Source organism: Methylobacterium sp. yr668 (assembly GCF_900116245.1).
In the GTDB taxonomy this organism is placed as follows: Bacteria; Pseudomonadota; Alphaproteobacteria; order Rhizobiales; family Beijerinckiaceae; genus Methylobacterium.
The window spans coordinates 267,336-279,263 of the sequence record NZ_FOZY01000001.1; the positions used below are offsets into that span (position 1 = coordinate 267,336).

The following is an 11,928-nucleotide window of genomic DNA, read 5'->3' on the forward strand; positions in this document are numbered from 1 at the left end:
GCGCCTCACTCCGCGCTCGCCTGCTCGGAGAGCTTGGCTGTCGGGACCTGAGAGGCGACGGAGCCGCGGGGGACGACGCGGCTGCCGTCCTGAAGGCCGGCGGGCGGGTTGAGGACGACGGTCTCGCCGCTGTCGAGGCCGCTGCGCAGCTCGAGGCGCGTGCCGAGATCGCGCGCGATCGTGATCGGCCGGAGCCGGACGGTGTCGTCCGCCCCGACCACGGCCACGCGCGTCCCCTCCGCGTCGAAGATGAGCGCCTCGGACGGCACGATCACCCGCGGATGCGTGCGCGGCACCGCGAAAGTGACGGCGACGTAGAGGCCCGGCCGCAGGATTCCGTCGGGATTGGCGACGTCGACCTCCGTGTCCAGCGTCCGCACCGAGGATTGGAGAGCCACCGAGCTGCGCGAGACCGTGCCGTCGAAGGTCCGGTCCGGGATCTGCGCGACCTGGACGCGCGCCTTCACCCCGTCGCGGATGCCCACGGCGGCCGATTGCGGCACCTGCACCGCGACGCGCAGGACATCGGTGCTGTCGACCGTGAAGAGCGGCGTCCCGGAGCCGGCATCGCCGTGGACGAGGTCGCCGACATCGACCTTGCGGGCGGTCACGATGCCGTCGAACGGCGCGACGACGTTCTCGAAGGTGGTCAGCGTGCGGAGCCGGTCGACGGTCGCCTGCTGGGCGGTGATGTTGGCTTCCGCGACCTTCACCTTCGCCTGCGCGGCGGCGAGGGTCGCGGTGGCGGTCAGCATCCCCGCGCGGGTCTGGTCGGCGTTCTGCTTCGAGGCCCAGCCTTGTCCGGCCAGGGTCGCGGTGCGGGCGTCGGTCACGTTCGCGAGCGTCACGCTGGCCTTGGCCTGCTCCACATCCGCCTGCGCGACGGCGAGCTGCGCCTTGAACTGGCCGAGTTGGGCCTCGGCCTGCCGGGCCTGCTGGTCGAGGTCGGGCGCGGCGATCCGGACCAGCAGGTCGCCCTTCTTGACCCGCGACCCGATGTCGACCCGGCGCTCGGCGATGTAGCCGGTGGCGCGGGCGAAGATGTCGGCATGGTCGAAGGCCTCGGTCTGGCCCGGCAGGGTCAGCGTCATGGGCCCGTCATCCACCTGCGCCGGCCCGGTGCGGACCGTCGGAACGAAGTTCACGGCCTCGGCCTGGGTCTCCAGGGAGGCCTGGTAGGTTTCCCAATGGTGCCAGGCGCCGAGCCCGAGGGCGCTGCCGAGCGCGAGGAACGCCACGAGGAACGGGCGCTTGCGCGGCGGCGGCGGCACCGCGTGGACGAGGGCCTCGCCGGCCCCGTCCTGCCGCAGCGGGTCGATCTCGACCGCGTGCTGGTGCGCCCGCGCGGCAGCCTCGGCGCCGCTCCCGGGGGCGTCGTTGAAACGGGTCATCAATAATCCTCGAGGGGCTTGATCGGGTTGCGGCGGAGCAGGGTGTAGAGAAGGGGGACGAAGAGCAGGGTCGAGACGGTGCCCATCCCGATCCCGCCCATCACCGCGCGGGCAAGGGCGGCGTTCTGCTCGGCGCCTTCGCCGGACCCGATCGCCATCGGGATCAGGCCCAGGAACATCGCGGAGGCGGTCATGAGCACCGGCCGGAGGCGGGTATGGCCGGCCATCAGGGCGGCCTCGCGGGCAGAGCAGCCGGTGGCCTCGCGGTGCTCTTTGGCGAATGTGACGAGCAGGATCGAGTTCGCGCTCGCCACGCCGACCGACATGATCGCGCCGAACAGGGCGGGGATCGAGAACGCCGTGCTGGTGATGAACAGGCTCATCACGATGCCGCAGAAGGCCAGCGGCAGGGCGGCGATGACCACGAAGGGGTCGACCCACGTCTGGTAGTTCAGGACGAGCAGCAGGTAGACCGCCACCAGCGCGATCCCGAGCCCGAGCTCGATGCGCGAGAAGGCGCTCTCCATGCTCTCGATCTGGCCGCGGACGAGGATCTTGTCCGGGGCCGGGAGCTTGACCTGCTCCTCGGCGACGATCCGGTCCACGGCGTTTCGGACACTGCCGAGATCCGCGTTCTGGACGTTGGCGAGGATGTCGAAGGTCGGCTGCTGGTTGACGTGGTTGATCACGGTCTGCTCAGGCTGCCGCTGCATCGTGGCGATGTTCGACAGCAGGATCGGGATGCCGGGCCTGTCACCCGCGTCCGTGTGCACCGAGACCGGCGTGTTCATCAGCTGCGTGATGTCGGCGTTGCGCCACTCCGGCGTCTGGACCCAGAGCTGATACGGCATGCCGGACTTGGGATCGGCCCAGAAGTTCGGGCTGACCTGGAAGGAGCCGGAGAGCGAGACGTTCAGGTTCTGCGCGATGGACTGCTCGCTGACGCCCATCTCGGAGGCCAGCCTGCGGTCGACGTTCACGTACATCTGCGGGGCGTCGACGATCTGGTGCAGGTGGACGTCGACGGCGCCGCGGACCGCCGCGATGCGGCGGACGAGGTCCTGCGCCACGGCGAGGTCCTCGGCATCGTGCCGCCCGGAGACCTGCACGTCGATCTGCGCGACGGTCCCGAAATTCAGGATCTGCGTGATGATGTCGGACGGCTGGAAGTAGAAGGTGTCGTCGGGGAAGGCCTGGTGCAGGACCTGGCGCAGCCGCTTCTCGTAGAAGGAGATCGGCTTATGCTCACCCTTCAGGTTGATGAGCATCTGCCCGTCATTGTAGGCGACGAACGACGCATCCATGAAGGCGAAGTTGTAGTTCGAGGCGGGGAGGCCGATATTGTCCAGGATGAGCCCGAGCTCGTCCTTCGGGACGACCTGCCGGACGACGTCCTCGACCTGCGCGAAGGTCTTCTCCGCCTGCTCGATCCGCTCGCCCGGCCGGGTGCGGATATGCAGGGTCATCTGGCTGGATTCGATCTGCGGGAAGTAGTCCTGACCGACGAAGGGGAAGATCGCGGCTGTCACCGCGACGACGGCGAGCGCGCCGGACAGCGCGCGGGCCGGGTGCCCGAGCACCGCGGACAGGAGGCCGACATAGCCCGCGTGGAAGCGCGCGAACCCGCGCTCGAACGCGTTGCGGAAGGCGAGGGCGCCGCGCAGCGGATATTGAAGCAGCCAAGCGAGGGGCCGTGTCGGCGCACGGAGAATCCGGCTGAGGACGGAGCGGCGGCGGGGTGGTGACGCCCCATCGACCTCGGCGGCCGGGCCGTGATGCCGGGCGTATTCCGGGGCGACCAGGACGTCGATGAGGATCGCCACCAGCGTCCGCGACAGGAGGTAGGAGGTCAGCATCGCGAAGACCACCGCCTCGGCCTGCGGGACGAAGAGGTAGCGGGGCGCGTCCGTGAGGAAGAAGACCGCCGAGAAGGCCGAGCAGATCGCCAGCGTGGAGATCAGGGCCGGCTTGGCGATGCCGGCCACGCCCTCGACCACCGAGCGCCGGAAGGAGAAGCCTTCCTCGAACATCCGGTAGGTGTTCTCGATCGCGACCGTCGCGTCGTCCACGAGGATGCCGACGGCCAAGGCGAGGCCGCCCAGGGTCATCACGTTGACGGTCTGGCCCAGAGCAACCAGGATCGACAGGGAGGTCAGGATGCAGAGCGGGATGGAGACCAGCACCACGATGGTCGAGCGCCAGGAGCCGAGGAACAGCAGGATGGCGAGACCGGTGAGCCCCGCAGCGATCACCGCCTCGCGCACCACGTCGGAGATGGCGTCCGAGACGAAGACTGACTGATCGAACAGCGGCGTGATGGTCATGCCCTTCGGCGCGGCCGCGTGGATGTCCGGCAGGGCGGCCTTGACGGCGTTCACGACGTCCAGGGTCGAGGCCGCGCCGTTCTTGAGGACCTGCAACAGGACGGAGTGGTGGCCGTCGGCGCGGACGATGTTGATCTGCGGGGGCGAGCCGTCCCGGACATGGGCGACGTCGCGCAGCAGGACCGGCTGGTTGTTCTCGACCTTGATCGGAATGCGGTTGAGCTGATCGACCAGCTGCGGGCTCGAGTTCAGCCGCACCGTGTATTGCTGCGTCCCGATCTTCGCGAGGCCCGAGGGCACGACGAGGTTCTGCTTGAGGACCGCGTTCAGGACATCGAGCGGCGTCATGCCGATCGCGCGCAGCTTGCCGGGGTCGAGATCGACCATGACCTGACGCGGCGCGCCGCCGTAGGGCGAGGGCAGGGTCGAGCCCGGCACCTCGGCGAGCCGGCGACGGGTCCGGTACTGCGCGTAGTCGAAGACCTTGGTGAGCGGCAGCTTCGAGGACGACAGCGCCATCTGAATGACGGGCACCGACGAGGCGGAGAAGCGCATGATGACGGGAGGCTGCACGCCCGGCGGCATGCGCGAGCGGATCGCGTTCATCGCCGAGTCGACCTGGGTCATCGCCAGATCGATGCTGACCGCGGAATCGAAGTAGATCCGCTCGGTCACCGTGCCCTGGATCGACGTCGACTCGATTCGGCGGATGTTGTTCACGTTGCTCGACAGCGAGAACTCGCTGTAGTTCGTGATGCGCTGGACCATGTCGGTCGCGTCGAGACCGTTATAGGTCCACACCACCACCACCACCGGGATATCGACGGCGGGCAGCACGTCCTTCGGCGCGACGGTGATCGAGCCGAGCCCCGCGAGGAACATGAGGACGGCAAGAACATAGAAGCTCTTGCGAAACTTCAGAGCGAACCGGACGAGTTCCATGTGATCAGTCGGGTGTCCCGCCGTGACCCGGCTCCCATTCCCGCGGGATGCCCGCGTGAACTGGGAGCCGATCAAGCCTCGTGTGCGAAGAGAAGGCAGGGCGAATGCCCGGCACGCCGAAGTTATAGTCCTGGCAAAGACACTCTTCGAATGAATTCGGCACGACAAAATAAAGCGCGTTTAAGAAACTTAAAGCGGCAGCGGATCTCTAAAGTGCGTCGCGAAACCGATGCTTGAACTGTCTCCGACCCAGGCCGCGGCCGGACGGGCGCGCATCGAATTTTAAAGAAAATTTCTCAAATCAATTTCGTTTTCACTGCTGAAAAGCCTATTTTATTGCAGTGCGTGCTCGGCTTGCGCCATCTTCCGAATGTCGAGATGGGCTGACCCGCCAACGTCGCTGAAGGCAGTGCGTCGCGGCCACGCTGTGATCCCGTCGGGCGGCTGTTCCGAAGCGCGCACGCGTTGTGGCGGGCCTGCTCGCAGAGACCGGCCGCTGACGCCCGCGGCGGTCTCGTCGGACACATCCAGGACATCCGGAGCGCGGCTTCCGCGCTGCCGATCTCGTGCGCTCAAGGAGGAGCAGGCCTATGACCAGACGATGTCTGCTGATCTTGGTCTCGGTGCTCTCACTGTCGCTGCAGACCGGCGTGGCGCTGTCCGAGAGCGAGATGCCGGCAGGAGGCGCCTTCATGAGCAGTTACACTTCGGATCCTTACTTCGACCCGCGGTCACGGTACTCGCAGGCTCACGCCACCGGAGACATCCGCGGACAGCCGATGCTCGTCGAACCGGGCGACGCCCCGCCGCCCTGCAAGCTCTTCGACACGGCCTGCGCGGCCGCCTTCGAGCGCTCACGCCCCCACGCGTATCGCTAGGGCCGGCGCCGACCGGGCGAGAGCGGAGCGCTCGCCCTTCTCGGTCCGAAAACGCGCCCTTTGCCGCGCGGAGATGGGGCATGTCAGTCCGGCGTCGGATCGTCCGCGATCCTGCGCCGCAAGTGCACCAACCTCCAGCTCGAGACCGCGCCGACATCCCGTCACCGGCGGCTCGCGCCGGTGGGGCTGCAGTCGACGATACCTGTGAATTCTTGAGCCAGGTTATATCGCAAGGCGTTTGCGCGCTCTATCCCGTTGAAAATTGCACGTTGACGGCGTGCGGGATGAGCAATGATTGAACAGGGCCCACGGATAGCGCGCGAATTCCATGTCGGCGTCGGCGGCGACCGCTGGGCCCTGATGCGCGACCTCCAGACCGGACAGCCCTACGTCTCTCACTCCCCGGGCGATGACGCGCCGGAGGTCCAACTGGATCTCGGTTCCTTCCTCGTGCTGTTCACCGGGGAGGAGCGGGAGAAGCTGCTCCGCCTGATCGGGTCGCTGCTGCCGGACGAGGACGCGCGTGCGGATGCCGACGGCCGGGCCGGCACGTCGCGTCCGCTGACCTTCGTCTCCCGGTGGCTTCCCAATCGGTAGGTCGAGACTTCGGTATTAGCCACCTCGACGCGAATTTTAGGCGCAATTGAGTTCAGTTCGTAAACCGGCCCTTGATCGGTCGCCGCTTATCCTCCGGCGCTCTAGCGCGGAGTACTTATGGACAACCAGCGCAACGCCCGACGCGTCTCCGTCAACCTGAGCGGATGCATCTCGGTGGCCGGCCATCCCGCCATCCCCTGCGTGGTGCACGACATGTCGCGGTGGGGTGTTCGCCTCCGGCTCGTCGGGACCGAGCGGGTGCCCCCCGCGTTCACGCTTACGATCGACGCCACCGACACGGTGATCGGCTGCGAGACGGTCTGGAAGAACGCCGACGAGATCGGGGCCCTGACCGACCTGATGGAGTGAGCGACGGCCGGGTCTGGCCCTCACTTTGAATCGGCCGCGGATCGCCTGGCGATCGGGCACGATCCAGGAGCCGCGGCCGCGCGGTCTCGGTTTTTGATCCGACGTCCAGCGCGCCTCAACCGCGGGCGAGGGCCGCCTCGAATTCCTCGGCCGGGAGGTGCGCGCCGCCGGTCGTCCAGATCACGTGGGTGGCCGCGGCGCCGACCGCCGCGGGCAGCGTGGCGGCGAAGCGCCCGGCCGCCGCGAAGCCCGCCGCCGCCGAGGGCTCCAGGCGCAGGCCCGCCTCGGTCCACATCACCCTGAGCCAGCGGTACAGCGCGTCGTCGGGCACCGTGACCACGGCGGCCACCAGCTTCTCGAGCGTCCGGGCCACCAGCATCGACGCGGAGGCGCAGGCCAACCCGTCCGCCGCGGTGCGGTTGTCGAGGCCGACATCGTAGACGCTGACCGTGCGCTCGAGACCGGCCGCGAGCTGGACCAGCATGCACGGGGACGCGACCGGCTCGACGAAGACCGGGTGCACGGCGTCACCGAACAAGAGCTTCAGGCCGAAGGCGACGCCGCCCGGCGCGCCGCCCACGCCGCAGGGCAGATAGACGAACAGGGGTTGCGCCGGGCCCACCGCGATCCCGGACTCCGCGAGCTGGCGCTGAAGGTCGAGGGCCGCGGCCGCGTAGCCGAGAAACAGGTCGACGGAATCCTCGTCGTCGACGAAATGGGCGTCCGCGCGGCCGGCGAACGCGCCGCGGGCCGCCGCGACCGCCGCCCCGTAATCGCCGCGATGCTCGACGACGCGGGCGCCGAGTTCGCGCAGGCGCTGCTTCTTCCACGCCTTGGCGTCGTGGGACATGTGGACCTCGACCGCGAAGCCGAGCGAGCGCCCCATCAGGCCGACGCTGAAGCCGAGATTGCCGGTGCTGCCGACCGCGATCACGTGGCGGGCGAACAGGGCGCGGAATTCCGGGTCGGCGAAGGCCGCGTAGGATCGCCCCTCGGTGAGCAGCCCGGCCCGCGCGGCCAGGTCCTCGGCATAGGCCAGGACCTCGTAGACGCCGCCGCGCGCCTTGATGCAGCCGGTCACCGGCAGCGCGTGGTCGGCCTTCACCAGCACGCGCCCGTCGGCGCCGTCCAGGACGTCACGGGACAGGCGCTCTTCCAGCGGGACGAGCGGCGAGTCGATCCGGCCGGCGCCCTCTTCGGGGAAGAGGCGCGCCAAGAGCGGCGCGAACCGCTGCCAGCGCGCCACGGCCGCGTCCACGTCGGCACGGCCGGTCGCGAGTCCGGGCAGGACGGACGCGGTGGCGTCCAGCGCCGGGTTCATCCAGACCGTGGGGCTGGCGCGCCTGACCGCCTCCGGGATCCGGTCGCACGGCGGTTGAGTCTGCATCCCGTCGACGGCTGCCATGGCGCTCCCGATCCTGCCCGGTTTGTCCGCGCCGACCCTGCGCGAGCGGCGCTCATGCGGCCAATTATATTCTCTGGTGCGGTCTATTAGGCCCGCTTATGATCGGGCATGCCCGTCAGGCTCGACGCGCGCCTGGCCGGCGACCTGTTCTTCTTCCGCGTCCTGGTCGAGGCGGGCGGCTTCGCCCGTGCGGGCGACCGCCTCGCCGTCACGCAGAGCGCGGTCACGCAGCGGATCCAGCGGCTGGAGCGGCGCCTCGGTTACCCGCTGCTCGAGCGGGGCACCCGCGAGATCCGGCTGACTGCCGCGGGTCACCACCTGTTCGCCGCGGCGCGGAGCGGCTTCGACGGGATGGGCGAGGCCCTGCTCCGGGGGGAACGGCGCGAGGGCCGGGCGACGCTGCGGATCAGTTGCGTCCCCTCCCTGGCCTCGGAATGGCTCGCGCCAAGGCTGAAAGCCTTCAGCGACACGCATCCCGACATCGACGTCGCCGTCTTCGGGGAGACCCACGACCTGGATCCGGGACGCATGGCGCAGTCCGGTATCGACGTCGCGATCCGCTACGGCCCGGCGCCGCCTCCCAGTGCGACGGTCGTCTTCGACCATCCCGAGCCGGTCTACCCGGTCTGCGCCCCGGCCTACCGGGATGCGGCGGATCCCGGCGGGGCCGTCGTGCTGCTCCACGACGCGACGCCGTGGGAGGCGGCCGCGAGCGTCTCGGAGGAGTGGGATCGCTGGATAGGCGTCCATGGGGCGCCCTGGGGCGGCCGCGTCCAGAATCTCTACTTCAACCTCGCGCAACTGGCGCTGCGCGCCTCGCTCGGCGGCTCGGGCATCGCCCTGGGGCGATCGCTGATCGTCGCGCCCTATCGCGCCGACGGGCGCCTCGTGCCCGCCTGCGACGCGGCCCTCATGAACGGGCTCCGGTACTTCGTTCTCGTGCGTGCCCTGCCACCCGCAGGGCCGGCGGCGGCCTTCGTGGACTGGCTCGGCCGGACGATGGCGGGTCCGCCGGGCTCGCCCGAGGCGCCGCGTCGGGGCGGTGCGGCAGAATGCGGATAGGGCACCGTCCCGCGCGCGCGCCGCGCTCGGCGCCCCTCGGTTCGAACGCTCGATCTACCGCCGGGCGGGTCGATCCGTCGACAGCGCGGCTGCCAGATGGGCGACGAAGGCGTTCACCTTGGGACTGACCAAGCGCCGGGACGTGTGGAGCGCCCACAGCTCCGTCGGCGGCCCCTCCAGCCAGCCCCAGCAGGCGAGGCGTCCGGCCGCCACGTCGCCCCCGACAAGCGAGCGCGGGAGCAGCGCCGCGCCGGCGCCCGCCACCACGGCGTCGCGCAGCATCGGCAGCGAGGACAGGCGCAGGACCGGCACGGGCGCGTAGGTCCGGCGCGTCCGGCCGTCATGGACCTGCCACGTCTCGTCCTGACGCGGCGTCCAGCGCACCGCCGCCGGCACGGTCGCCGCGTCGGTCCCGGCCGACTGTTCGGGACGCGGGACCTCGGGCGGCGCCACCAGCCAGAGCTCGTCCCGCAGGACACAGCGCCCGACGAGGCGCTCGTCCGGCTTCGGATTGACCCGGATGATCACGTCGAAACCCTCCTCGATCGGGTCGACGAACCGGTCCTCGGCGGAGATCTCCAGCTCGACCTCGGGATAGGCGCGGGCGAAGTCCGCGGCGACGCGGCCGAGCTGCGTGTCGGACAGGAGCAGCGGCGCACTCACCCGGAGCCGCCCACGGGGTCGGTCGAGGCCGCCACCGACGACGGCGCCGGCCTCCGCGATCTCGCTGAGCAGCGGCCCCGTCCGGGCGTGGAGGAGCGCCCCCGCCTCTGTCAGGCGCAGGCTGCGCTCGCCCCGCTCGATCAGCCGCGTCCCGAGGCTCGCCTCGAGCTCGGCGACGCGCCGCGACAGCGTCGCCTTCGGCCGCCCGCTCGCCCGGGCGGCGCGGCCGAAGCCGCCGTGGCCGGCGACGAGATTGAAGTCGGCGAGCGCCGCGAGGTCCATGTGCTGTTCCAGATCCGGGACACCCAGTCCCGATCTTGCCGACTATGGCTCAGAAAAGGAACGGCGCATCTTCGGATCATCGGCGGCCCGCTCGGGGCCGCCCCGCATCCAGGAGATCCGCCATGACCATCCTCGTCACCGGTTCCACGGGCCGCATCGGCTCCGCCGTCATCGATCATCTCGTCGCCGCGGGGGCCGCCGTGCGCGCTCTGACCCGCTCGCCCGAGAAGGCGCGATTCCCCTCCGGCGTCGAGGCCGCCCGCGGCGATCCCGCCGACATCGACGCGATGCGCGCGGCGCTGGTCGGGGTCGACACCCTGTTCCTGCTCGTCGCCAACGCGCCGGACGAGCTGACCCAGGCGATCACGACGCTCAGCCTCGCCCGCGACGCGGGCGTGCGCGGCATCGTCTATCTCTCGGTCTTCAAGAGCGAGGCCTTCGTCGATGCCCCGCACTTCACCGGCAAGCACGCCGTCGAGCGGATGATCGCGGCCCTCGACCTGCCCGCCACGGTGCTGCGGCCCTCCTACTTCATGCAGAACGACCTCGCCCAGAAGGAGCCGCTTCTCGGGGCCGGCCTGTATGCCGTGCCCCTCGGGCAGGCCGGCGTCTCGATGGTCGACGTGCGCGATATCGCCGAGGCGGCGGCCAACGCGCTGCTGCGCCGCGAGCGCGCGGCCGACCGTCTTCCGGCCGAGACCTACGACGTCGTCGGGCCGGACGCCCTGACGGGCGACGCCCTGGCGGAGATCTGGTCCGAGGCCCTCGGGCGCGCGGTCCGCTACGGAGGCGACGATCTCGACGCGCTGGAGCAGCGGCTCCGGAGCTTCGCCCCCGCCTGGCTCGCCTATGACCTGCGGGTGATGATGCGCCGCTACCAGGAGGATGGCGCCGTCGCGACCGAGGCCGAGGTTGCGGACTTCGCGAGGCTCCTCGGCCGCAGGCCGCGCAGCTACCGCGACTTCGCGGGCGAGGTCGCCCGCGACTGGCGGGGCGCCTGAGCGGGGAGGCCCCGCGGGTACGGTCTCGCAGGCATTGTCACGCGGGCACGGTCTCACGGGCAGGGAGGCGACGGCGCCTCCCGCCACCGCAGCGCGTCGATCAGGCTGCGCAGGGCGGGCGTGACCTGCCGGTCGGGGTAGTAGAGGTGGCAGCCGGGAAACGACGGACACCACGCCTCCAGCGCCTGGACGAGATGTCCCGCGGCCAGGTCGTCGGCCGCCTCGTCTTCCAGCATGTAGCCGAGCCCGGCACCGGCCCGGATCGCGGCGGCCGCGAGCCGGCCATCGTTCACGACGAGCTGGCCGGCCGCGCGCACCCGGATCTCGCGGCCGTCGCGGGCGAACTCCCAGGGCAGCAACCCACCGCCGCCGACGAGCCGGTAGTTCACGCAGCAATGCGCTTCCAGGTCAGCCGGGCTCTCCGGGCGCGGGTGACGGGCGAAGTAGTCCGGGGTCGCGACGACCACCGTGCGCAGGTCGGGTCCGACCCGGACCGCCACCATGTCGCGCTCGACCGTCTCGCCGAAGCGGATCCCGGCGTCGAAGCCGGCGGCGACGATGTCGGTCAGGGGGTCGTCCACGATCACCTCCACCGAGACGGCCGGGTGGTCGATCAGGAAGTTGGGCAGTCTGGGTTCGAGGATCGCCCGCGCGGCGTACGCGAAGGTCGTCAGCCGCAGCCGCCCCGACGGCGCGCCGCGCCACTCGGCCAGCGCGTCGAGCCCGCGCGCGACGTCCTCGAGCGCGGGGCCGACCGACCGCAGCAGCCGCTCGCCGGCCGGAGTGAGCGCGACGCTGCGGGTGGTGCGGGCCAGCAGGCGCACGCCGTGACGCGCCTCCAGAGCCCGCATCGTGTGGCTGAGCGCGGAGGGCGACAGCCCCATCTCCGCGGCCGCCCGCGTGAAGCTGCGATGGCGCGCCACCGCCGCGAAAGCCGCCAGATCTTCGAGGGTGCCGCGCCGCATTCCTGAACTGTGCTCACAGGTGCATGCGGAATACCACGGCTAATCCCGA

At 70.4% G+C, this 11,928-nt stretch carries 10 protein-coding genes; 5 read left to right on the plus strand and 5 right to left on the minus strand.

All coding sequences use genetic code 11. The annotated features are described in order from the left end of the window. Positions 1 to 5: 5 nt before the first annotated feature. The gene (locus BM419_RS01265) at positions 6 to 1,391 is read right to left on the minus strand and encodes an efflux RND transporter periplasmic adaptor subunit (RefSeq protein ID WP_020091597.1); all 1,386 of its coding nucleotides are present in this window, start codon (positions 1,389 to 1,391) and stop codon (positions 6 to 8) included. Beyond that, the gene (locus BM419_RS01270; RefSeq protein ID WP_020091598.1) at positions 1,391 to 4,657 is read right to left on the minus strand and encodes an efflux RND transporter permease subunit; all 3,267 of its coding nucleotides are present in this window, start codon (positions 4,655 to 4,657) and stop codon (positions 1,391 to 1,393) included. Before BM419_RS01270 ends, BM419_RS01265 begins: the two co-directional genes overlap by 1 nt. Positions 4,658 to 5,247: 590 nt before the next feature. Between BM419_RS01270 and BM419_RS01275 the strand changes: the two genes are divergently transcribed. From BM419_RS01275 to BM419_RS01285, 3 genes are all read left to right on the plus strand, one after another. Next, complete coding sequence (locus BM419_RS01275) at positions 5,248 to 5,535, plus strand: hypothetical protein (protein WP_020091599.1); 288 nt, start codon at positions 5,248 to 5,250, stop codon at positions 5,533 to 5,535. Positions 5,536 to 5,826: 291 nt separating this feature from the next. Further along, positions 5,827 to 6,132, plus strand: coding sequence for a hypothetical protein (locus tag BM419_RS01280; RefSeq protein WP_020091600.1), 306 nt, complete (start codon positions 5,827 to 5,829; stop codon positions 6,130 to 6,132). A gap of 117 nt (positions 6,133 to 6,249) precedes the next feature. Next, positions 6,250 to 6,501, plus strand: a complete 252-nt coding sequence (locus BM419_RS01285; RefSeq protein ID WP_020091601.1) for a PilZ domain-containing protein — start codon at positions 6,250 to 6,252, stop codon at positions 6,499 to 6,501. Between the two features lie 115 nt (positions 6,502 to 6,616). Here BM419_RS01285 and BM419_RS01290 read toward each other — a convergent pair whose 3' ends face one another. Continuing rightward, positions 6,617 to 7,906 carry a D-serine ammonia-lyase gene (locus tag BM419_RS01290; RefSeq protein ID WP_020091602.1) on the minus strand — a complete coding sequence of 430 codons (1,290 nt, stop codon included), beginning with the start codon at positions 7,904 to 7,906 and terminating at the stop codon, positions 6,617 to 6,619. 108 nt (positions 7,907 to 8,014) lie between these two features. Here BM419_RS01290 and BM419_RS01295 point away from each other — a divergent pair, with 108 nt between their 5' ends. Next, entirely contained in the window at positions 8,015 to 8,968 is a 954-nt protein-coding gene (locus BM419_RS01295) for a LysR substrate-binding domain-containing protein (protein ID WP_020091603.1), read from the plus strand. A gap of 54 nt (positions 8,969 to 9,022) precedes the next feature. On the opposite strand, the gene BM419_RS01300 is transcribed toward BM419_RS01295, so the two are convergent. Next, on the minus strand, positions 9,023 to 9,913 hold the full coding sequence (locus tag BM419_RS01300; RefSeq protein ID WP_020091604.1) for a LysR family transcriptional regulator: 891 nt from the start codon (positions 9,911 to 9,913) through the stop codon (positions 9,023 to 9,025). A 122-nt stretch (positions 9,914 to 10,035) separates the two neighbouring features. On the opposite strand from BM419_RS01300, the gene BM419_RS01305 reads away from it, so the two are divergent. Next, the gene (locus BM419_RS01305) at positions 10,036 to 10,914 is read left to right on the plus strand and encodes an SDR family oxidoreductase (RefSeq protein WP_020091605.1); all 879 of its coding nucleotides are present in this window, start codon (positions 10,036 to 10,038) and stop codon (positions 10,912 to 10,914) included. A gap of 53 nt (positions 10,915 to 10,967) precedes the next feature. On the opposite strand, the gene BM419_RS01310 is transcribed toward BM419_RS01305, so the two are convergent. Then, complete coding sequence (locus BM419_RS01310; protein WP_020091606.1) at positions 10,968 to 11,879, minus strand: LysR family transcriptional regulator; 912 nt, start codon at positions 11,877 to 11,879, stop codon at positions 10,968 to 10,970. Positions 11,880 to 11,928 lie beyond the last annotated feature (49 nt).

Excerpts from the sequence above, each read along its gene's own strand:
- BM419_RS01290 (WP_020091602.1), bottom strand. The coding sequence starts at position 7,906 with ATGGCAGCCGTCGACGGGATGCAGACTCAACCGCCGTGCGACCGGATC.
- BM419_RS01280 (WP_020091600.1), top strand. The coding sequence starts at position 5,827 with ATGATTGAACAGGGCCCACGGATAGCGCGCGAATTCCATGTCGGCGTC.
- BM419_RS01275 (WP_020091599.1), top strand. The coding sequence starts at position 5,248 with ATGACCAGACGATGTCTGCTGATCTTGGTCTCGGTGCTCTCACTGTCG.
- BM419_RS01270 (WP_020091598.1), bottom strand. The coding sequence starts at position 4,657 with ATGGAACTCGTCCGGTTCGCTCTGAAGTTTCGCAAGAGCTTCTATGTT.
- BM419_RS01295 (WP_020091603.1), top strand. The coding sequence starts at position 8,015 with ATGCCCGTCAGGCTCGACGCGCGCCTGGCCGGCGACCTGTTCTTCTTC.
- BM419_RS01305 (WP_020091605.1), top strand. The coding sequence starts at position 10,036 with ATGACCATCCTCGTCACCGGTTCCACGGGCCGCATCGGCTCCGCCGTC.
- BM419_RS01285 (WP_020091601.1), top strand. The coding sequence starts at position 6,250 with ATGGACAACCAGCGCAACGCCCGACGCGTCTCCGTCAACCTGAGCGGA.
- BM419_RS01310 (WP_020091606.1), bottom strand. The coding sequence starts at position 11,879 with ATGCGGCGCGGCACCCTCGAAGATCTGGCGGCTTTCGCGGCGGTGGCG.
- BM419_RS01265 (WP_020091597.1), bottom strand. The coding sequence starts at position 1,391 with ATGACCCGTTTCAACGACGCCCCCGGGAGCGGCGCCGAGGCTGCCGCG.
- BM419_RS01300 (WP_020091604.1), bottom strand. The coding sequence starts at position 9,913 with ATGGACCTCGCGGCGCTCGCCGACTTCAATCTCGTCGCCGGCCACGGC.